20 protein-coding genes are annotated in these 19,932 nt (G+C 70.7%); 2 read left to right on the top strand and 18 right to left on the bottom strand.

Annotation, left to right across the window (positions count from 1 at the left end; translation table 11 throughout):
- Positions 1-30: 30 nt before the first annotated feature.
- Positions 31-585: a hypothetical protein gene (locus tag Csp2054_RS13435; RefSeq protein WP_096899910.1), complete on the top strand. Its 555-nt coding sequence runs from the start codon at positions 31-33 to the stop codon at positions 583-585.
- Positions 586-665: 80 nt separating this feature from the next.
- On the opposite strand, the gene Csp2054_RS13430 is transcribed toward Csp2054_RS13435, so the two are convergent.
- The 18 genes from Csp2054_RS13430 to Csp2054_RS13345 form a co-directional block, all read right to left on the bottom strand.
- A complete protein-coding gene (locus tag Csp2054_RS13430; protein ID WP_255252748.1) occupies positions 666-2,993 on the bottom strand; it encodes a RelA/SpoT family protein in 2,328 nt (775 codons plus the stop codon).
- Positions 2,994-3,065: 72 nt separating this feature from the next.
- On the bottom strand, positions 3,066-3,434 hold the full coding sequence (locus Csp2054_RS13425) for a rhodanese-like domain-containing protein (protein ID WP_096899908.1): 369 nt from the start codon (positions 3,432-3,434) through the stop codon (positions 3,066-3,068).
- A gap of 5 nt (positions 3,435-3,439) precedes the next feature.
- Entirely contained in the window at positions 3,440-4,441 is a 1,002-nt protein-coding gene (secF, locus tag Csp2054_RS13420) for a protein translocase subunit SecF (RefSeq protein WP_096899906.1), read from the bottom strand.
- Positions 4,441-6,195, bottom strand: a complete 1,755-nt coding sequence (secD, locus tag Csp2054_RS13415; protein WP_096899904.1) for a protein translocase subunit SecD — start codon at positions 6,193-6,195, stop codon at positions 4,441-4,443. The genes secF and secD overlap by 1 nt, the downstream gene beginning before the upstream one ends.
- 89 nt (positions 6,196-6,284) lie before the next feature.
- Positions 6,285-6,689, bottom strand: a complete 405-nt coding sequence (locus Csp2054_RS13410; RefSeq protein WP_176491706.1) for a preprotein translocase subunit YajC — start codon at positions 6,687-6,689, stop codon at positions 6,285-6,287.
- Positions 6,690-6,799: 110 nt separating this feature from the next.
- On the bottom strand, positions 6,800-7,834 hold the full coding sequence (gene ruvB, locus Csp2054_RS13405; protein ID WP_096899900.1) for a Holliday junction branch migration DNA helicase RuvB: 1,035 nt from the start codon (positions 7,832-7,834) through the stop codon (positions 6,800-6,802).
- A complete protein-coding gene (gene ruvA / locus Csp2054_RS13400) occupies positions 7,831-8,451 on the bottom strand; it encodes a Holliday junction branch migration protein RuvA (RefSeq protein WP_096899898.1) in 621 nt (206 codons plus the stop codon). The genes ruvB and ruvA overlap by 4 nt, the downstream gene beginning before the upstream one ends.
- A complete protein-coding gene (gene ruvC / locus Csp2054_RS13395) occupies positions 8,448-9,113 on the bottom strand; it encodes a crossover junction endodeoxyribonuclease RuvC (protein ID WP_096899897.1) in 666 nt (221 codons plus the stop codon). The genes ruvA and ruvC overlap by 4 nt, the downstream gene beginning before the upstream one ends.
- A 4-nt stretch (positions 9,114-9,117) precedes the next feature.
- A complete protein-coding gene (locus tag Csp2054_RS13390; RefSeq protein ID WP_096899895.1) occupies positions 9,118-9,882 on the bottom strand; it encodes a YebC/PmpR family DNA-binding transcriptional regulator in 765 nt (254 codons plus the stop codon).
- Between the two features lie 229 nt (positions 9,883-10,111).
- Complete coding sequence (gene pdxT, locus Csp2054_RS13385; RefSeq protein ID WP_096899893.1) at positions 10,112-10,717, bottom strand: pyridoxal 5'-phosphate synthase glutaminase subunit PdxT; 606 nt, start codon at positions 10,715-10,717, stop codon at positions 10,112-10,114.
- Positions 10,707-11,627 carry a pyridoxal 5'-phosphate synthase lyase subunit PdxS gene (gene pdxS, locus Csp2054_RS13380; protein ID WP_096899891.1) on the bottom strand — a complete coding sequence of 307 codons (921 nt, stop codon included), beginning with the start codon at positions 11,625-11,627 and terminating at the stop codon, positions 10,707-10,709. The genes pdxT and pdxS overlap by 11 nt, the downstream gene beginning before the upstream one ends.
- 13 nt (positions 11,628-11,640) lie before the next feature.
- Complete coding sequence (locus Csp2054_RS13375) at positions 11,641-12,333, bottom strand: HIT family protein (protein WP_096899889.1); 693 nt, start codon at positions 12,331-12,333, stop codon at positions 11,641-11,643.
- Entirely contained in the window at positions 12,333-14,369 is a 2,037-nt protein-coding gene (thrS, locus tag Csp2054_RS13370) for a threonine--tRNA ligase (RefSeq protein ID WP_411897156.1), read from the bottom strand. Before thrS ends, Csp2054_RS13375 begins: the two co-directional genes overlap by 1 nt.
- 151 nt (positions 14,370-14,520) lie before the next feature.
- Positions 14,521-15,063 (bottom strand): adenine phosphoribosyltransferase, encoded by a 543-nt coding sequence (locus tag Csp2054_RS13365; RefSeq protein WP_096899887.1) that lies wholly within the window; start codon positions 15,061-15,063, stop codon positions 14,521-14,523.
- Positions 15,064-15,213: 150 nt separating this feature from the next.
- On the bottom strand, positions 15,214-15,447 hold the full coding sequence (locus Csp2054_RS13360) for a hypothetical protein (protein WP_141399266.1): 234 nt from the start codon (positions 15,445-15,447) through the stop codon (positions 15,214-15,216).
- 664 nt (positions 15,448-16,111) lie between these two features.
- Complete coding sequence (locus Csp2054_RS13355) at positions 16,112-18,715, bottom strand: ATP-dependent Clp protease ATP-binding subunit (protein WP_096899883.1); 2,604 nt, start codon at positions 18,713-18,715, stop codon at positions 16,112-16,114.
- Positions 18,716-18,812: 97 nt separating this feature from the next.
- Complete coding sequence (gene ybaK / locus Csp2054_RS13350; protein WP_096899882.1) at positions 18,813-19,298, bottom strand: Cys-tRNA(Pro) deacylase; 486 nt, start codon at positions 19,296-19,298, stop codon at positions 18,813-18,815.
- An 81-nt stretch (positions 19,299-19,379) separates the two neighbouring features.
- Positions 19,380-19,598 carry a hypothetical protein gene (locus Csp2054_RS13345; protein ID WP_096899880.1) on the bottom strand — a complete coding sequence of 73 codons (219 nt, stop codon included), beginning with the start codon at positions 19,596-19,598 and terminating at the stop codon, positions 19,380-19,382.
- Positions 19,599-19,712: 114 nt separating this feature from the next.
- Between Csp2054_RS13345 and Csp2054_RS13340 the strand changes: the two genes are divergently transcribed.
- On the top strand, positions 19,713-19,932 hold a 220-nt coding region (locus tag Csp2054_RS13340), incomplete at its 3' end, for a hypothetical protein (RefSeq protein ID WP_217990924.1).

Genomic DNA, 19,932 nt, shown 5'->3' with positions numbered 1-19,932 from the left:
CGCGGTCGGCTGGTCCGGCAGGATCGACGAGTGCGCCGTCCTCGTCTCCTGACCACCGACGACTGGCCGGAGAGCGAGCTGCGGGCCGCGGTGCTGGCCGGTGAGCTGGTGGCGGTCGGCGAGTGCTGGGCAGCGACCGTGGAGCCGCAGGACCCGGCGCTCCGGGCCGCTGCGACCGCGTGGGCGCTCCCGGACCGACGGCTCGTCGCCGCCACACGGACCGCGACCTGGATCTGGGGCGGGGTCTCGCGGCCGCCGCTCCCCCACGAGTGCGTCGTGCCGAAGCACGTCCGGCTCCGCGTCGGGACGGAGGTCCGGCTGCGTGAGGTCGTCCTCGACCCCGCCGACGTCGTCGTGCTCGCCGACCTCGCGGTGACCCGGCCGGAGCGGACCGCCCTCGACCTCCTCCGGACACCGGGTCCCGCGGCCGGCCGGTTCGACCCGCAGGACGAGGCGGCCGTCCGCGGTCTGCTCGACCTCGGGCTGGTCGACGTCGACCGGGTGACGGCCCGGCTGCAGGCGCTCGAGGGCGTCCCGATGGCGCGGCAGGCCCTCCGGCGGCTGTCCCGGATCGCGGCGCGGTGAACTCCCCGGGCGCCGGCGCGCTGCGCTCCTCGGCGCGCCGGCGCTGGGCGTGCCGGGCGTCGGCGCTGGGCGTGCCGGAATCAGCCGGCGCTGACGCGGTACACGTCGTAGACGGCGTCGATGCGCCGGACCGCGTTGAGCACCCGGTCGAGGTGCGTCGTGTCGCCCATCTCGAAGACGAACCGGCTCAACGCCAGCCGGTCGGACGAGGTCGACACGGTGGCCGACAGGATGTTGACGTGGTGGTCGGTCAGGACCCGCGTGACGTCGCTGAGCAGACCGGAGCGGTCGAGCGCCTCGATCTGGATCTGCACGAGGAAGACCGATTTCGACGACGGCGCCCACTCGACCTCGATCATCCGGTCGGGCTCGTTCATGAGCGACTTCACGTTGCTGCAGGACGCCTGGTGCACGGACACACCCTGACCACGGGTGATGAACCCGACGATCTGGTCACCGGGCACCGGGGTGCAGCACTTGGCGAGCTTGACGAGGATGTCGGGCGCCCCGCGGACGAGCACGCCGGAGTCGCTGTTCCGGAGCTGCCGGCTCGTGACCTGACGCGGGAAGGCGAGCTCGGGTTCGTCCGTCTCGGTCTCGGTCTGGACGCTGCCGAGGACCTTCTCGATGACCGACTGGGTGGACACGTGGCCCTCGCCGATCGCCGCGTAGAGCGCGGACACGTCGTCGTACCGCATCGACGAAGCGACCTCGGCGATGGTGTCCTGGCTGAGGATGCGCTGCAGCGGCAGGTTCTGCTTGCGCATCGCCCGGGCGATCGCGTCGCGACCCTGCTCGATCGCCTCCTCGCGGCGCTCCTTCGTGAACCACTGCTTGATCTTGTTGCGCGCGCGGGGGCTGCGGACGAACGTCAACCAGTCCTGGCTCGGACCGGAGTCGGGGTTCTTGGAGGTGAAGATCTCGACGACGTCGCCGCTCGACAGTGTGCTCTCGAGCGGGACGAGCCGGCCGTTCACCTTCGCACCCATCGTGCGGTGCCCGATCTCGGTGTGCACGGCGTAGGCGAAGTCCACCGGCGTGGCGCCCGCCGGCAGGCCGATGACCTTGCCCTGCGGGGTGAAGACGTAGGTCTCCTTGGCGCCGATCTCGTACCGGAGCGAGTCGAGGAACTCCCCCGGATCGCTCGTCTCGGCCTGCCAGTCCGTGATGTGCGCGAGCCACGCCATGTCCTGGTCGCTCTGGCTCGACGTGTCGACGTCGCGGCCGGTCACCCGCTGCTTGTACTTCCAGTGCGCCGCGACACCGAACTCCGCGCGCTGGTGCATCTCGTGCGTGCGGATCTGGATCTCGACGGCTCGACCCTGCGGCCCCAGCACCGTGGTGTGCAGCGACTGGTACAGGTTGAACTTCGGCGTCGCGATGTAGTCCTTGAACCGGCCGGGCAGCGGGGTCCACCGCGCGTGCACCGAGCCGAGCATCGCGTAGCAGTCGCGGACCGTCGGCACGAGGACACGGATGCCGACCAGGTCGTAGATCTCGTCGAACTCGCGCCCCCGCACGATCATCTTCTGGTAGATCGAGTAGTACTGCTTCGGGCGGCCCATCACGTCGCCGCGGATCTTCGCGGCCTTGAGGTCCTTCTTCAGCGTCCCGATGACGTTCTGGACGAACTGCTCGCGCTTCGGCTGGCGCTCCTTCACCAGGCTGTCGATCTCGACGTACAGCTTCGGGTGGAGCACCGCGAACGAGAGGTCCTCGAGCTCGAGCTTGATCATCTGGATGCCGAGCCGGTGCGCGAGCGGCGCGTAGATCTCGAGCGTCTCCTTGGCCTTGCGGGTCGCGGAGGCGGACTCGACGAAGCCCCACGTGCGCGCGTTGTGGAGTCGGTCGGCGAGCTTGATGACGAGGACCCGGATGTCCTTTGACATCGCGATGACCATCTTGCGGACCGTCTCGGCCTGCGCGCTGTCGCCGTACTTGACCTTGTCGAGCTTCGTGACGCCGTCGACGAGCATCGCGATCTCGTCCCCGAAGTCCGCGCGGAGCTGGTCGAGCTGGTAGTCGGTGTCCTCGACCGTGTCGTGCAGGAGCGCTGCCGCGATGGTGATCGGACCGATGCCGAGGTCGGCGAGGATCTGGGCGACGGCGACCGGGTGCGTGATGTACGGCTCGCCGGACTTCCGCTTCTGGCCGTCGTGCGCCTGCTCGGCGACGGAGTACGCCCGCTCGATGAGCGTGACGTCGGCTTTCGGGTGGTGCGAGCGCACCGTCCGGATGAGCGTGTCGACCGCCCCGGCCGGCTGTGCGCGCGAGAACAGCCGCGGCAGCAGTGAGCGGAGCGACCCGATGTTGCCCGTGGTGTTCGGGCCGAGCGGACTGGTCGGTCGTCCTGGCGAGACCGGGCGGCTCGCAGCGTCCGACGGCGTGGATTCGCGCGTGTCGGTCATGATGCGCCTCCCGTGGCCCGGTGCGGAGCGGGGACGCTCCGTGCTCGATCCGACAAGACTACGCGCGTCCGGTCAGTGCTCGTGACGCGGTTCGCTCTCGGCGGCGGACCCGGCCGACGCCGGACCACCAGCGCGGACCACCTCGGCGCCGGACTGCTCCCACGCGGTCATGCCACCGGCGACGCTCACCGCGGGGACGCCGGACTGCTCGAGCGCGGCGACGACCCGTGCCGACCGTCCGCCGGAGTGGCAGATCACCATCGCCGGCTGGTCACCCCCGTCGATCTCCTGCCACCGGGCGACCAGCTCGGACATCGGCACCAGCGTCGCCTGCGGTGCGTGCACCTCGTCCCACTCGCCCTGCTCGCGGACGTCGAACAGCGGAGCGCCCGCGTCCACGCGTCGCCGCGCCTCGGCGATGTCGATCTCGTGGATGTCCATGCCCGTCAGACCCCCGCTGCCGCGTCGACCTGCTGCTGGCGCTTGGCCGCAGCCTGCTCCTTCTTCGCGTCGGCCTGCTTGATCTTCGGCTCGTTCTCCCGCAGGTGCGCGTACATCGGGGACGCGATGAAGATCGTGGAGTACGTGCCGACGATGATGCCGATGAAGAGCGCGAGCGAGATGTCGCGGAGGGTCCCCGCGCCGAGGACGTACGACCCGATGAAGAGGATCGCCGCGACCGGGAGCAACGCGACCACCGACGTGTTGATCGAGCGCACGAGCGTCTGGTTGACCGCGAGGTTCACCGACTGCTTGAAGGTCCGGTGGCTCTCCTGGCTGGTGTTCTCCCGCACCTTGTCGAACACCACGACGGTGTCGTACAGCGAGTAGCCGAGGATCGTCAGGAAGCCGATGACCGCGGCCGGCGTGACCTCCAGCCCGACGATGCCGTACACGCCGGCCGTGATCAGCAGGTCGTGCAGCAGCGCGACCATCGCCGACACGGACATCTTCCAAGTGCGGAAGTAGAGCGCCATGACGATCGCGGCCAGCGCGAGGAAGATCACCAGGCCGCGTACCGCCTGCGCGAGGACGTCGGCGCCCCACGTCGCACCGATGTACGTCGACGCGACCTGGCTGTCCGGGACGTCGTAGGCCTTCGCCAGGGCGTCCTGTACCTCGGTCGTCTGCCGGTCGGTCAGCTGCGCGGTCTGCACGCGGATGCCGTGCTGGCCGAGCTGCGAGACGCGCGGGATGCCCTCCGGCACGATCTTCTCGACCGTGTCCGTCGCGATGGACTGGTTCGTCGTGGCGACGTCGGAGATCGTGAACTCGGACCCGCCGGTGAACTCGATGCCGAGCTGGTACCCGCCACGGAGCCACGGCACCACGAGCGACACCACGATCGCGACGATCGCGATCAGGTACCACGTGCGACGGCGTCCGACGATGTCGTAGGAGCGCTTGCCCGTGTAGAGGTCGCTGCCGAACTGGCTGAAACTGGCCATCAGTCGTCCTTCCCGTCCGGCGTGGAGCCGTTGTCGCCCGCTGCCTCGCGGGCCTTGCGCTCGGCGATGGTCTGGCGGCGCTGGGCCTCACCCGCGCTGCGCTGCTGTCGCTTGCCGTCCACGACGGGCGCGCGGAACTGCGCCCGCCCGCGGTACACGGCGCCGAGGGCCGACGGGTCGAGCCCGCTGAACCGGTGCCCTTCGCCGAAGAACCGACTCCGGGCGATGAGCTGCATCATCGGGTGCGTGAAGAGCACCACGACGACGATGTCGATGATGGTCGTGAGGAGCAGCGTGAACGCGAAGCCCTTCACGTCGCTGACCGCGAGCACGTACAGGACGACGGCGGCCAGGAAGTTGATCGAGTCGGACGCCAGGATCGTGCGGAGCGCGCGACGCCAGCCGGCCTCCACCGCGCCCTCGAGCCCGCGGCCGTCCCGGAGTTCGTCGCGGATGCGCTCGAAGTAGACGATGAACGAGTCCGCGGTGATGCCGATCGCCACGATCAGACCCGCGACCCCGGCGAGCGAGAGCCGGTAGTCGATGCGCCACGACATGATCGCGATGACCAGGTACGTGAGCGCGGCCGCCACCGTCAGCGACAGGACCGTGACGAACGCGAGCGCGCGGTACTGGATCACCGAGTAGATGATCACCAGGATGAGGCCGATCAGGCCCGCGACCAGACCGCCGACGAGCTGCGCCGTGCCGAGCGTCGCCGAGATGTTCTCGTTCGACTGCACCTGGAAGTTGATCGGCAGCGCACCGTACTTGAGCTGGTCGGCGAGGGTCTTCGCGGACTCCGCGGTGAACGACCCGGTGATCTGCGCCTTGCCGTTCGTGATCGCGGAGTTGGTCGCCGGCGCCGTGATGACGGTGCCGTCGAGCACGATCGCGAACTGGTTCTGCGGGGCCTGCAGCGACACGAGGCGGTTCGTGACGGTGCGGAAGTCCTTCGTGCCCTGGCCGTTGAAGCTCAGGTTGACCGCCCACTGTCCCGTCGAGGTGCCCTGGGAGTCGGTGGCGAGCCCGGACGTGGCGTTGCTGATGTCCGACCCGGACACCTCGACCGGACCGAGGATGTACTTCGCGGCACCGTCCTGGTCACAGGTGACGAGCGGCTGGTCGTCGGGTGCCGTGGTGACGTCGTCCGGCGCCTTGCAGTCGTAGTTCGTGTAGAGCGCCTGCAGCCTCGGCGTCACGTACGCCAGGTCACTCGCGTTCGTCGGCTTCGTGCTCGGCGTGGCGGCGAGGGACGCCGGCGGCGAGTACGGCGTCGGCGAGGCGGTCGAGCCGTCCGAGCCGCCGACGGCGCTGTTCGTCGCCGCCTCGGTGTAGAGGACCGGGCGGAACGTCAGCTTCGCGGCCGCCTCGATGCGGTCGATGGTCGCCTGGTCCGGCTTGCCCGGGATCGACACCACGATGTTGTTCGCGCCCTGGGTGTTGATCTGCGCCTCGGACACACCGGACGCGTTGATGCGCTGCCGGATGATGTTGACGGCCTGGTTCAGCTGCTGGCTGGTGACGGAGTCGCCCTGTGTGTTCTGCGCCGCCAGGGTCAGCTGCGTGCCGCCCTGGAGGTCGAGCGCGAGCTCCGGGACCCAGCTGGCACCGGCGAACCAGTCCTTCGAGTCGTTCTTCGTCGTGCTCGCCAGGATCGACGCGGCGGTGTTCAGCCCCGCGAGCACCGCCATCAGGATCACCAACCAGGTGAGCGATCGAAGCGCCTTCTTGACGGGTGTCGGTCGTGCCACCGGTCGTCTCGTCTTTCTGTCAGGACCGACGACAGGCGCCGACGGCAGAGGTGTTGCAGTCGGGTCTCACGACCCGACGGCCGAGAATATCAGTTGTCGTGCTTGCGCGAGGTCGGGTCGTCGGTGCGCTCACCGTACGCGGGGGCGCTCGGGTCCTCGACGACGGGCTCACCGTTGAGCTCGGTCACGCGGCGCGGCTCGTCCTCCGTGGTGACGGTCGTGTCGACGTCGTTCGCGGTCTCGTCGACGACGCGCGAGAGCGTCTGGCGGTGGACGGTGACGACCGTGCCGGGCGCGATCTCGACCTCGGCGGTGACCTTCTCGTCGTCGACCGACAGGAGCGTGCCGTAGAGGCCGAACGACAGCATGACCCGGGCGCCCGGGACCATCTTGGTCGCGAGCTCCGACTGCTGCTTCTTGCGCTTGCGGCTGTTGTAGAACATGAAGGCCGCGAACGCCACGACGATGACGATGAGGATGACTTCTTGACCCATGATGCGATGCCTTCTCTGGTTGCTCGGTTTCGGGCCGTAGCAGTCTAGGGCACACGCCGGTCCGGAACACGTGTGCCGCCTGGGCATCCGGGCTCGCCCGGCACCGGTGGTCAGTCCTCGTCGTCGAAGAGGCCCGGCTGCGCGCCGATCCCCTGCCCCGGCGTCATGCCGAAGTGCCGCCAGGCCTGCGGCGTGGCGGTGCGTCCGCGCGGGGTCCGGGTCACGAGCCCGAGTCGGACGAGGAACGGCTCGACCACGGACTCGATGGTCTCGGATTCCTCGCCGACCGACACGGCCAGCGTGTTGAGGCCGACCGGCCCGCCGTCGAACCTGGTCAGCATGGTCTGCACGACGGCGCGGTCGAGTCGGTCGAGTCCGAGCTCGTCGACGTCGTACAGCTCCAGCGCGCCCTGCACGGCGGCCATGCCGTCGGCCGGACGGTGCACGAGCGTGAAGTCGCGGACACGGCGCAGCAGGCGGTTCGCGATGCGGGGCGTGCCCCGGGAGCGCCCGGCGATCTCGCGGAGCGCCGAGCGGTCGATGTCGAGCTCGAGGAGGTGCGCCGCTCGGATCAGGACCTGCTCGAGCTCGTCCTTCTCGTAGAACTCGAGGTGGGCCGTGAAGCCGAAGCGGTCGCGGAGGGGGTTCGGCAACAGCCCCGCACGGGTCGTGGCACCGACGAGCGTGAACGGCGCGAGGTCGAGCGGGATGCTCGTCGCGCCGGCCCCCTTGCCCACCATCACGTCGATGCGGAAGTCCTCCATCGCGAGGTAGAGCATCTCCTCCGCGGAACGCGCCATGCGGTGGATCTCGTCGATGAACAGGACCTCGCCGGGGACGAGCGACGAGAGCACCGCGGCGAGGTCACCGGCGTGCTGGATGGCCGGTCCGCTCGACATCCGCAGCGGTCGCCCGGACTCGTGCGCGACGATCATCGCGAGCGTCGTCTTGCCCAGACCGGGTGGGCCGGCCATCAGGATGTGGTCGGGCGTCCGCTCCTGCATCGCCGCGGCCTTCAACAGCAGGTCGAGCTGCCCACGGACCTTGCGCTGCCCGACGAACTCGTCGAGCGAGCGCGGACGCAGCGCTCCCTCGAACGCGAGTTCCTCCTGCGATTCGGCGCCCGCAGCGGTGATGCCGCTCACCGGCCGGCACCAGCGGGACGGAGGGCCCCGAGCGCGGCGCGCAACAGCGCCTGGGTGCCGAAGGTCGCTGCAGCCGGGTCCTCGGCGACGACGGCGTCGACGGCCGACCGGGCGGCGTCCTCACGCCAGCCGAGGCCGGTCAGTGCCGTGACGACGTCCTCCGACGCGGGGTGGGCGGGCACACCGGACGGCGAGGCCGCCAGTGCCGGCTGCTCGAACGCGACGAGCTTGCCCGCGAGGGCGACGGTGATGAGCTTCGCGGTCTTCGGGCCGATGCCGGAGACCTTGCGGAAGGCGGCGTCGTCCTCGTTCGCGACCGCGGTGGCGATCTGTCCCGGGTCCATGTGGGCGAGCACGCCGAGGGCGGACTTCGGACCGACGCCCGAGACGCTGCGGAGCAGGTCGAAGACGCGCAGGGCATCGGTGGTCTCGAAGCCGAACAGCAGGTGCTCGTCCTCGCGCACGATCATCGCGGTGCGGACGAAGACCTCTGCACCGTGCCGCATCGTCAGGGCGTGCGCGGGCGTCACGGTGACGGCGTACCCGACGCCCCCGACCTCGATCACCACGCTCGACCCGGCGATGTCGGTGCAGGTTCCCCGGAGGCTCGCGATCATGCTCCGAGCCTAGGGCCGCCCACCGACGTTGCTCCGGCACCACGCGTGACGCCGCGCGACCCGCCGCGTGCCGCCGCCGCGGCGGCCCGGGCCAGGGGTGAGTCGGCTCCGGTGCCCTGCTGCGCCTCGCGCCAGGCCCGCTGCGCCGGGGTGAGGGTCGACGGGCCGGAGCCGACCTGGTCGGGCGATCCGAGCCTCCAGGCGTGACAGACGGCCAGGGCGAGCGCGTCCGCCGCGTCGGCGGGCTTCGGTGCCTCGGCGAGGCCGAGCACGGCAGCCACCATCGTCTGGACCTGCCGTTTGTCGGCGTTGCCGTAGCCGGTGATGGCCGCCTTGACCTCGGACGGGGTGTGCAGCCCGACCGGCAGTCCGCGGGCCGCGGCCGCGTGCAGCGCGAGCCCGGCGGCCTGCGCCGTGCCCATCACGGTGCGGACGTTCGCCTGCGCGAACACCCGCTCGACGGCGACCGCCTGCGGGCGGTGCTCGTCGATCTCGGCCGCGATGCCGTCGGCGATCCGGAGGAGCCGCTGCTCGAGGGCCATGTCGGCCGGCGTGCGCACCACCGTCACGTGCACGAGCCGGGCGCGCCGGTTCGGTGCGACCTCGACCACGCCGACGCCGCACCGGGTGAGCCCGGGGTCGACCCCGAGCACCCGGAGCATCGGGCTAGTCCTCGTCCTCGTCGAGCTCGGCCTGGACGTCCGCCGGGATGTCGAAGTTCGCGTAGACGTTCTGCACGTCGTCGGAGTCCTCGAGGGCGTCGATGAGCTTGAACACCTTGCGCGCGGTGTCGGCGTCGACGGGGACCTTGAGACCGGGGACGAACTCGGCGTCGGCCGAGTCGTAGTCGATCCCGGCGTCCTGCAGCGCGGTGCGGGCCGCGACGAGGTCGGTGGCCTCGGTGATGACCTCGAACCCGCCACCCTGGTCGACGACGTCCTCGACCCCGGCGTCGAGCACGGCCGCCATCACGGTGTCCTCGTCGAGGCCGTCGGTCTTCGTCACCGAGATGACGCCCTTGCGCGAGAAGTTGTAGGCGACGCTGCCCGGGTCGGCCATGGTGCCGCCGTTGCGGGACATGGCCGTGCGGACCTCGGCCGCGGCACGGTTCTTGTTGTCCGTGAGGCACTCGATGAGCATCGCGACGCCGTTCGGGCCGTAGCCCTCGTACATGATGGTCGTGTACTCGATCGACTCACCGGTCAGCCCGGCGCCGCGCTTGATGGCGCGGTCGATGTTGTCGTTCGGCACCGAGGTCTTCTTGGCCTTCTGCACCGCGTCGACGAGGGTCGGGTTGCCCGACAGGTCGGCGCCGCCCATCTTCGCCGCGACCTCGATGTTCTTGATCAGCTTGGCGAACGACTTGGCACGGCGCTGGTCGATGACGGCCTTCTTGTGCTTGGTCGTTGCCCACTTGGAATGCCCGGACACGGTGCTCCTTGCGTCTTGCGGAAAATCCTGGTCAGTCTACCGACCCGGGAGGCGCGGCGCGGGTCCGCCGCGCTGGCCCTGTGGACAGCGCGCGGCCGTGGCGGCGTGGACCGTGCTCGGCGGCGGCGGGGAACCAGGTTCCGGACACAGCACCGCGGAACTTCGCGGTGTCGTGTCCGGAACCTGGTTCCGCCGGCGGAACCAGCGCGGCGGGTCGGGCGCCGGCCGGTCAGGCGCTGTGGACGAGGTCGAGGAAGCGCCGGTGGAACCGGTCCTCCCCCGCGACCTCCGGGTGGAACGCGCTCGCGATGACGTTGCCCTGCTGGACCGCCACGACCTGTCCGTCTGGCAGGGCCCCGAGGACCTCGACCCCCGGGCCGTGCTCCTCGACCACGGGTGCCCGGATGAACACGGCGTGGACCGGGGCCCCGCCGAGCGCCGGCATCGGGATGTCGATCTCGAACGAGTCGTTCTGGCTGCCGAACGCGTTCCGCCGGACGGTCGTGTCGAGCACCTCGAGCGTCTGCTGGCCCGGGATGCCCGCCGCGATGCGCGCCGACAGCATGATCATCCCCGCGCAGGTGCCGTACGTCGGTAGGCCACCGCGGATCGCCTGGGCCAGGGGCTCGGCGACACCGAACGCCCGGGAGAGCTTGTCCATGACGCTCGACTCACCCCCGGGGACGACCACGCCGTCGAGCGACGCGATCTCCTCCGGTCGGCGGAGCGGCACCACATCGGCGCCGAGTTCGGTCAGCGAGGCGATGTGCTCGCGGAAGTCGCCCTGGAGTGCGAGGACGCCGATGCGCGGGTGTGCCGTCGGACTACCAGCCACGCTCGGCCAGGCGGTGCGGCGCGGGGACGTCGGCGACGTTGATGCCGACCATGGCCTCGCCGAGTCCGCGGGAGACCTCGGCGATGACCTTCGGGTCGTCGTGGAAGGTCGTCGCCTTGACGATCGCGGCGGCGCGCTTGGCCGGGTCGCCCGACTTGAAGATGCCGGAGCCGACGAAGACACCGTCGGCGCCGAGCTGCATCATCATCGCGGCGTCGGCCGGGGTGGCGACACCACCGGCGGTGAAGAGCACGACGGGGAGCTTGCCGGTCTGCGCGACCTCCTTCACGACGTCGAAGGGCGCCTGGAGCTCCTTCGCGGCGACGTAGAGCTCGTCCTCCTTGAGGTACCGGAGGGCCGCGATCTCCTTGTTGATCGTGCGGATGTGCTTGGTGGCCTCGGACACGTCGCCCGTACCGGCCTCGCCCTTGGAGCGGATCATCGCCGCGCCCTCGGTGATGCGACGGAGGGCCTCGCCCAGGTTGGTCGCACCGCACACGAAGGGGGTGGTGAAGTTCCACTTGTCGATGTGGTTGACGTAGTCGGCGGGCGAGAGCACCTCGGACTCGTCGATGTAGTCGACGCCGAGCTCCTGCAGCACCTGCGCCTCGACGAAGTGGCCGATGCGGGCCTTCGCCATGACGGGGATCGACACGGCGGCGATGATCTCCTCGATCATCGACGGGTCGGACATGCGGGCGACGCCGCCCTGCGCTCGGATGTCGGCGGGGACGCGCTCGAGGGCCATCACCGCGGTGGCGCCGGCTTCTTCCGCGATGCGGGCCTGCTCGGCGTCGACGACGTCCATGATGACGCCGCCCTTGAGCATCTCCGCGAGGCCCCGCTTGACGCGGTCGGAGCCGGTGATCGAGGTGCCGGGGGTGCTCGGGGTGCTGGTGCTGTCGCTCATGATGCCGCCCAGTCTAGTGCGCCGCGAGCCACCCGTCGGCGACGAGTCGGCGGGTGTCCCCGAGCAGCTGGGACATCGACTTCGTCCGCGCGATGATCGGGAAGAAGTTCGAGTCGGACACCCATCGCGGGACGATGTGCTGGTGCAGGTGCGCGGCGACCCCGGCACCCGCGACCTCGCCCTGGTTCATGCCGATGTTGAAGCCGTCGCAGTGCGAGACCTCGCGCAGGACGCGCATCGCGGTCTGGGTGAGCTCACCCATCTCGCGGAGTTCGTCCGGGGTCGCCTCGTCGTAGAGCGGCACGTGCCGGTACGGGCAGACCAGGAGGTGCCCGTTGTTGTACGGGAACAGGTTGAGCAGGACGTAGGCGTGCTCCCCGCGGGCGACGATGAGGGCGTCCTCGTCGGACTTGTGCGGTGCCTCGCAGAACGGGCAGTCGTCCTCGTGCCCACGGCCCCGCCCGTCACGTCCGGCGTCGATGTACGCCATGCGGTGCGGGTTCCAGAGTCGCTGGAAGGCGTCCGGGACGGCCGCGCCGGTCGCGGCGTCGCGGATCACCAGCGGGTCCTCGTGACCCGCTGGACCGGTCGTGCCCGATGCCGCACCCGTCTGCTCGGCCGGACCGCCGGCTCCGGGGCCGACCACGTCCGCGACGTGACCGGTCCCGGGGACCTCGGCTGCGCCTCCCGGCTGGACCGTGGCCATCAGACCTGCGCGCGGTCGCGGATCGCGGTGAGGATCCGCTCCACCGCCTCGTCCACGGGCACGCCGTTGTCCTGTCGGCCGTCGCGGAAGCGGAACGACACCGCGCCCGCTTCCCGGTCGTCGCCACCGGCGATGAGCTGGAACGGCACCTTCGCCTTGGTGTGCGTGCGGATCTTCTTCTGCATGCGGTCGTCGGAGTGGTCGACCTCGGCGCGGACGCCGTGCGAGCGGAGCTTCGCGACGACCTCGTCGAGGTAGTCGCCGTACTCGGCCGCGACCGGGATGCCGACGACCTGCACGGGCGACAGCCACGCCGGGAACGCACCGGCGTAGTGCTCGGTCAGCACGCCGAAGAACCGCTCGATCGAGCCGAACAGGGCGCGGTGGATCATGACCGGGCGCTGCCGCGACCCGTCGGACGCCGTGTACTCGAGCTCGAAGCGCTCGGGGAGGTTGAAGTCGAGCTGCACGGTCGACATCTGCCAGGTGCGGCCGATCGCGTCGCGGGCCTGCACGGAGATCTTGGGGCCGTAGAACGCCGCACCGGCCGGGTCGGGCACGAGCTCGAGTCCGGTCTCCTCGGCGACCTCGCGCAGGGTGTTCGTCGCGATCTCCCACACGTCGTCGTCGCCGACGTACTTCTCCGGGTCCTTCGTCGAGAGCTCGAGGTAGAAGTCGTCGAGGCCGTAGTCGCGGAGCAGCGACAGCACGAACTGGAGGGTCGTGGTGAGCTCCTCCTTCATCTTCTCCTGCGTGGTGAAGATGTGGGCGTCGTCCTGGGTGAGGCCGCGGACGCGGGTCAGACCGTGGATGACGCCGGACTTCTCGTTCCGGTACACCGTGCCGAACTCGAACATCCGCAGCGGCAGGTCGCGGTAGGACCGGGCCTGCGAGCGGTACGCGAGGATGTGCATCGGGCAGTTCATCGGCTTGAGGTAGTAGTCCGCGCCCTGACGGGTGATGTTGCCGTCCTCGTCGCGGGCCTCGTCCATGTGCATGGCCGGGAACATGCCGTCCTTGTACCAGCCGAGGTGCCCGGACTGCTCGAACAGGTCGCCCTTGGTGATGTGCGGCGTGTAGACGAAGGAGTAGCCCTCCTGCTCGTGCCGACGGCGCGAGTAGTCCTCCATCTCGCGGCGGATGATGCCGCCCTTCGGGTGGAAGATCGCCAGCCCGGAGCCGATCTCGTCCGGGAACGAGAACAGGTCGAGCTCGGCGCCGAGCTTGCGGTGGTCGCGCTTGGCCGCCTCTTCGAGCCGCACGAGGTACGCCTTCAGCTGGTCCTTGTCGGGCCAGGCGGTGCCGTAGACGCGCTGCAGCTGCGGGTTCTTCTCCGAGCCGCGCCAGTACGCCGCGGCGACGCGCATGAGCTTCGACGCGTTGCCGATCCAGCGGGTGTGCGGGACGTGCGGACCACGGCAGAGGTCCTGCCAGACGACCTCGCCGCTCTTCGGGTCGACGTTCTCGTAGACCGTCAGCTCGCCGGCGCCGACCTCGACGCTCTCACCCGAGTCACCGGACTCCGCGGCGCCCTTGAGGCCGATGAGCTCCTGCTTGTAGGGCTCCCCCGCCATGCGCTCGCGGGCCTGGTCGTCGGTCACGACCACGCGGCGGAAGCGCTGGGCCTGGCGGATGATCCGGTCCATGCCCTTCTCGATGGCCTTGAGGTCCTCCGGCGTGAAGGGCTCGGCGACGTCGAAGTCGTAGTAGTACCCATCGGTGACGGGCGGCCCGATGCCGAGCTTGGCGTCGGGGTTGATCTGCTGGACGGCCTGCGCGAGCACGTGCGCGGCGGAGTGCCGCAGGATGTCGAGGCCGTCCTGCTCCTCGAGCGTGACGGGCTCGACCAGGGCACCGGCGTCGACCGACGCGTCGAGGTCCTTGAGCACGCCGGCGACCCGGATCGCGACGACGCCGCGGACGCCGTCGAACAGCTCGGTGCCGGTCGTGGTCGTCGTCGCAGTGCGGGGCTCGGGTGCCTGGGGGAGGTCTGCGGGCTCGGCGCCGTCGGCGTGCGCTGCGACTGCTTCGGTCACGATCGTGGTGCTCCTCGGTTCGTTCAGGGGTGGGTCAAGACTAGTGCGCCGCCGCCGCGGGGCGGCTCCGCTGTGGACTGCGTCCGGTCGCGCGTGGGCTGTGCAGGAACGGTGCTGTGCAGGAACGGCCGGGAGGCGCGGCGCGGCTCCGTCAGGCCGGGACCGATCCGAGCGTGGTGACGGGGAGGCGGGCCTCGAGGCGCTCGCGTCCGGCGAGGCCGTCGAGTTCGAGCAACGAGGCGAACCCGATCGCCTGGTAGCCGGCACGCTCCAGCAGCGTGATCGTCGCTGCAGCGGTGCCGCCGGTCGCGAGGACGTCGTCGACGACGAGGACGCGCGTGCCCTCGGGCAGCTGACCCGGGCGGAGTTCGAGTTCGGCCTCGCCGTACTCGAGGGCGTACTGCTCGCTGAGCACCTCGCCGGGGAGCTTGCCGGCCTTGCGGACGGTCAGGACGCCGACCTGGTGCTGCGCGGCGATGCCACCGGCCAGGGCGAAGCCGCGGGCCTCGATGCCGGCGACGGCCTGGAAGCCCTCCCCCACGGCGAACGGGGCGGCGAGGGCCTCGCAGACCCGGCCGAACGCCACCGGATCGGAGAACACGGGCGTGACGTCGCGGAACAGGATGCCCGGCTTCGGGAAGTCCGGCACGATCGCGGTGAGTCGGTCGACGAGGGCAGCAGCGGTTTCGGTCACCGCACAACGGTACGGCAGCGGCGGCGGTCAGCCGGACCCGGGACCAGCCGACAACGCACGACCGCGGTCACCCCGGACCACGGCGACGCGCAGTCCGAGGTGACTCCGGTCGTGCGGAGGCGCTTGTGCGGTGCACGGGCAGCACGCCGCTCAGCGCCAGAGGTGCATGGTGCCGCTCTGCAGCAGCACCCGGAGCTCGCGCTCGCGCTGCTCACGCTCGATCCGCTGCCGGGTCGCGAAGTCGACGGACACGCGCACGGGCGTGGTCCGGCGGCTCCACAGGATCAGCCAGAGGCCGACCCGGAGGGCAATGCGGTCGGGCAGCGACACCCGGCGACGCACCGCACGGGTATCGGGAGGACGGGTGGAGGTCTTCGTGGACATGGTGGTGGTTCCCCTACTGGACGGCGTCCCGGACGGTTCCCGGGCGCGACTGATCGACCCGGGATTCGGGCCGGAGAATTGACGGAAGACCGCACGGAAGAATGCACGGAGGCATCCCGAGAATGCGATCAGGAATGTGTGCCGACGGTCGGAGCCTCACGGCTCCCGTCGACATTGTTCGCGCATTCCACCGCGACGATCGGTCCGCACCGCCACGGGCGGGAGGACGTGGGACGTCGCGTGCAGCGACCACGAGCAGCGATGCGGTGGCCGACCGGCGTGGTGCCCGATCGGACGATCAGTGCACGGCTGGTGCTGCGGTGCGGGAGTGCAGGAGTGTCGTGGAGCGGACGCTTCCGGTCAGCGGACTCGGACAGAGGTGCCGAGGAGTCCGGCGACGGCACGGAACGGCGTGGTGCCGGTGAACTGCGTGCCGGTGAACGGCGTGCCGCGGTGCGTCGTGATGGTGGTGATCATCATGGAGTCTCGCCCCCTCTCGGTCTCGTGCTGACTGTGTGCTCATGAACACTATCCACACCGGGAATGTCCGCGCAAGCCTTTTCTCGAAGATTTCCGGAATCCGTCCGGATTGCCGTCGTGAACACTGCAGGAACGACGAACGGCCCGGCGTCCCGAAGGACACCGGGCCGTTCGCCGGGACCGATCAGACAGCGGCCGGCTGTGCCGCTCCGACGGTGAGCGCGCCGTCCCGCACGTCGACACGGACGGTGTCGCCCGTGACGACCGCGTCCGACACCACGAGGGTGGCGATCCGGTCGTCGACCTCGCGCTGGATGAGCCGCCGGAGCGGACGCGCGCCGTACTCCGGCTCGTAGCCGTGTTCGGCGAGCCAGGCGACGGCCTCGTCGGACACCGAGAGGGTCATGCCCTGGCCGAGCAGCCGGAGCGCGGTGTCCTGCAGGAGCAGGGACACGATCGCCGCGATCTGCGTCGGGTCGAGCTTGCGGAACAGGACGATCTCGTCGATGCGGTTGATGAACTCCGGCCGCATGGCCTCGCGGAGCTTGCCCATCACCCGTGCGCGCAGGTCGTCCTCCGCGTACCCGTCCGCGGCGCCGACCGCCGAGAACCCGAGCGCACCCGACCGGGACGCGAGGAACTCGGACCCGATGTTCGACGTCATGATGACGACCGTGTTGCGGAAGTCGACCGTGCGCCCCTGCCCGTCGGTCAGGCGCCCGTCGTCGAGCACCTGCAGCAGCAGGTTGAACACGTCCGGGTGGGCCTTCTCGACCTCGTCGAGCAGGATCACTGAGTACGGGCTCCGGCGGACACGCTCGGTGAGCTGCCCGGCCTCGTCGTAGCCGACGTACCCGGGAGGGGCACCGACCAGCCGCGACACGGTGTGCCGTTCACCGAACTCGCTCATGTCGAACCGGAGCATCGCAGACTCGTCACCGAACAGCGAGGACGCGAGCGCCTTCGCGAGCTCGGTCTTGCCGACGCCGGTCGGGCCGAGGAACAGGAAGCTGCCGACCGGTCGACGCGGGTCGCCCATGCCGGTCCGGCTGCGCCGCACCGCGCGGGCGATCGCCTGGACCGCGTCGTCCTGCCCGACCACGCGCTCGTGGAGCTCGTCCTCGAGGACGGCGAGCCGCGAACGGTCACCCTGGGTCAGGCGGGTGGCCGGGATCCCGGTCGCGCGGGACACCACGCTGGCGATGTCGGCCTCCGTGATCGTGCGGTCGCCCGGCTCCGGACTGGAGGCGCGGGTCGCGTCCGCCTCCGAGGCGGCGGCGATCCGGGCCTCCAGTCCGTCGATCTCGTCGCGCAGGCGCGACGCCTCCTCGTAGTGCTCCTCCGCCACGGCGGCGTCCTTCGACGCCGTGAGGGCCGTGACCTGGGCGCGGAGGGCCGCGACGTCGACGTCGCCCGACAGGGCGAGACGACGACGGGCACCGGCCTGGTCGACGAGGTCGATGGCCTTGTCCGGCAGGTGCCGGTCGGTGACGTAGCGGTGCGACAGCTCGACCGCGGCGCGGAGGGCCTCCGGCGTGTACGTCACGTCGTGGTGGTCCTCGTAGCGGGGCGCGAGCCCGGTGAGGATCGCGACGGCGTCCTCGACGCTCGGCTCCCCCACCGTGACCGGCTGGAAGCGGCGTTCGAGCGCCGCGTCCTTCTCGATGCGGCGGTACTCGTTCAGCGTGGTCGCGCCGACCATGTGCAGGTCGCCCCGGGCCAGACGCGGCTTGAGGATGTTGCCCGCGTCCATCGACCCGCCCTCGCCGCCACCACCGGCGCCGACGAGGGTGTGCAGCTCGTCGACGAAGACGATGAGGTCGTCCGCGTGCTCGGCGATCTCGTCCATCGCCTTGGTGAGGCGCTCCTCGAAGTCGCCGCGGTACTTCGCCCCGGCGAGCATGCCCGGCAGGTCGATCGCGACGACGCGCTTGCCCTGCAGCAGGGCGGGGACGTCGCCGTCCACGATGCGCTGTGCGAGGCCCTCGACGATGGCGGTCTTGCCGACACCGGGCTCCCCGATGAGGACGGGGTTGTTCTTGGTGCGGCGGAGCAGGATCTCGACGGCCTGCTCGATCTCGTCGGCACGGCCGATGACGGGGTCGATCCGGCCGTCGCGGGCGCGGGCGGTGAGGTCCGTGCCGTACTGGTCGAGCGTCGGCGTGGTGCTCTGCTCGGTGGTGTCGGTGGTGGTTCCGGGCATCGGGCTCCCTGCTCGTGCGGCCGCGGCGGCCTCCTGGGCGTACTCCTGCACCGCCTGCGGGGTGACGCCGGCGCTCGCGAGCAGCTGCCCGGTGACGGTGTCCTGGTCCGTGACGAGCGCGAAGAAGACGTGCTCGGGGTCGGTGTACGTGCTGCCGAAGCCCTTGGCGGCCTGGGTCGCCTCGAGCAGGATGCGCTGGGCGGTGCCGGTCAGCGCCGGGCGACCGTCCGGGCGGGCGCCCTCGTCCGTGGGGACGGGGAGCCGCTGCTCGATCTCGTCGGCGAGACGCTCCGGGTCGGCGCCGGCACGGCGGACGACCGCGGTGAACGGATCGGTGCGGACGAGGACGTGCAGCAGGTGCAGCGCGTCGATCTCGAGCTGTCCCTGCTCGCTCGCGTACTCCGCGGTGCGCTGGAGGAGCTGGTGGGTGCGACGGCTGAGCAGTCGCGTGATGTCGACGGGGCGTCCGAACGGCGTGGGCCGCTGCTGCCGCGCCCACTGCTGACCGCTCTGCTGGGCCGCGATCAGGCGGGCGAGGAACTCGTCGAACGAGTCGCTGCCGTCGGGGCCGAACGTCTCTGGCAAGGGTGCCTCCTGGTTGGACTTGAGTGCCTTCGACTCAATGCAACGCAGGCAGCCGCCGTCCATTCCCGGACGGCGGAAGAAATTGCGCGGACCCGACTCAGGTCCGCGCGACCGGGCGGGTGACGGCGTTCGTCACCCGCACCAGGTCGGCCGGCGCGAGCTCGATGTCGAAGCCGCGTCGACCACCGGAGACGAAAATGCTGTCGTAGGCGAGCGCCGACTCGTCGAGCACCGTCCGGAGCGCCGTCTTCTGGCCGACCGGACTGATGCCGCCGACGACGTAGCCGGTGCGCTTCTCGGCGAGGGCGGGGTCGGCGAGCGTCGCCTTCTTGCCGCCGACCGCCGCCGCGATCGCCTTGAGGTCGAGGCGGTTCGCGACCGGCACGATCGCGACCGCGAGCTGCCCGTCCACCGACACCACGAGCGTCTTGAAGACCTGCTCCTCGCGGAGGCCGAGCGCGGTGGCGGCCTCCTCACCGAAGTTGGTGGCGTTGTCGTGGTGTTCGTACACGTGCGGCGTGTACGGCACACCCGCGCGGTCGAGCGCGACCGTTGCGGGGGTGCTCGGCGATCCAGCGGTCATGCCCCGATCCTGCCCGCCCGCGCGCGGTGGTCCCGGGCGGCGCGCGGATCAGGTGGGCAGTTCGCGTGGATCGGATCGGTCCTAGCCGCCCTGGCCCTCCTGCTGCGGGCCCTGGTCGACGGGGTCGTACTCCGTGCCCCGGCCCTGCTCCTCGTCGGCGGTCGGGACGTGGCGTTCCGTGCCGCTGCCGCCCGGGCTCGTGGCGACGTAGTCGGCCTCACCCGAGGTGGTGTCGTGGCTGACCGGTTCGAGGGTCTCCTCGTCCGGGCCGTGCGTGCGGTCGTCGTGGGGATCGGTCATGCTCCACGACTACTCCTCGCGGGTCCGGACGAGCCGATCGGCGTCCGTGCCGGACACGTCGGCGCGTGCATGCGAACATGGGGTCCGATCAGGACGATCACCACAGGAGTGCCCATGGCCGACGACGACGCGGCGACGGAACGAGCCCGGCTCGAGGCCGTCGCGTGGGGTGCCGGGACGGACCCTGCCGAGGCGGCGCGGGCGCGCATCGCCCTCGACGACCTGGCGGCCGGGCGACGTCCGCGGCGGACCGTGCCGCGTGCGGCGGGTCCGGAACCCTCGCGCGGGCCGGTCACGGGTGGACCGGCCGAGGCCAGCGGCCCGGCCGTCGCCG

The sequence above is a fragment of the Curtobacterium sp. 'Ferrero' genome (assembly GCF_002412165.1).
Taxonomy (GTDB): domain Bacteria; phylum Actinomycetota; class Actinomycetes; order Actinomycetales; family Microbacteriaceae; genus Curtobacterium.
Note: the sequence above shows the minus strand (reverse complement) of the source record. Positions and strands in the feature narration are given on the sequence as shown.

What these genes read in the sequence shown, in the direction of transcription:
- Csp2054_RS13410 (WP_176491706.1), bottom strand. Translation starts at nt 6,689, where the DNA reads ATGGGTCAAGAAGTCATCCTCATCGTCATCGTCGTGGCGTTCGCGGCC.
- Csp2054_RS13360 (WP_141399266.1), bottom strand. Translation starts at nt 15,447, where the DNA reads ATGTCCACGAAGACCTCCACCCGTCCTCCCGATACCCGTGCGGTGCGT.
- Csp2054_RS13375 (WP_096899889.1), bottom strand. Translation starts at nt 12,333, where the DNA reads ATGGCCACGGTCCAGCCGGGAGGCGCAGCCGAGGTCCCCGGGACCGGT.
- ybaK (WP_096899882.1), bottom strand. Translation starts at nt 19,298, where the DNA reads ATGACCGCTGGATCGCCGAGCACCCCCGCAACGGTCGCGCTCGACCGC.
- Csp2054_RS13430 (WP_255252748.1), bottom strand. Translation starts at nt 2,993, where the DNA reads ATGACCGACACGCGCGAATCCACGCCGTCGGACGCTGCGAGCCGCCCG.
- secF (WP_096899906.1), bottom strand. Translation starts at nt 4,441, where the DNA reads ATGGCCAGTTTCAGCCAGTTCGGCAGCGACCTCTACACGGGCAAGCGC.
- Csp2054_RS13345 (WP_096899880.1), bottom strand. Translation starts at nt 19,598, where the DNA reads ATGACCGATCCCCACGACGACCGCACGCACGGCCCGGACGAGGAGACC.
- ruvA (WP_096899898.1), bottom strand. Translation starts at nt 8,451, where the DNA reads ATGATCGCGAGCCTCCGGGGAACCTGCACCGACATCGCCGGGTCGAGC.
- Csp2054_RS13425 (WP_096899908.1), bottom strand. Translation starts at nt 3,434, where the DNA reads ATGGACATCCACGAGATCGACATCGCCGAGGCGCGGCGACGCGTGGAC.
- ruvC (WP_096899897.1), bottom strand. Translation starts at nt 9,113, where the DNA reads ATGCTCCGGGTGCTCGGGGTCGACCCCGGGCTCACCCGGTGCGGCGTC.
- pdxS (WP_096899891.1), bottom strand. Translation starts at nt 11,627, where the DNA reads ATGAGCGACAGCACCAGCACCCCGAGCACCCCCGGCACCTCGATCACC.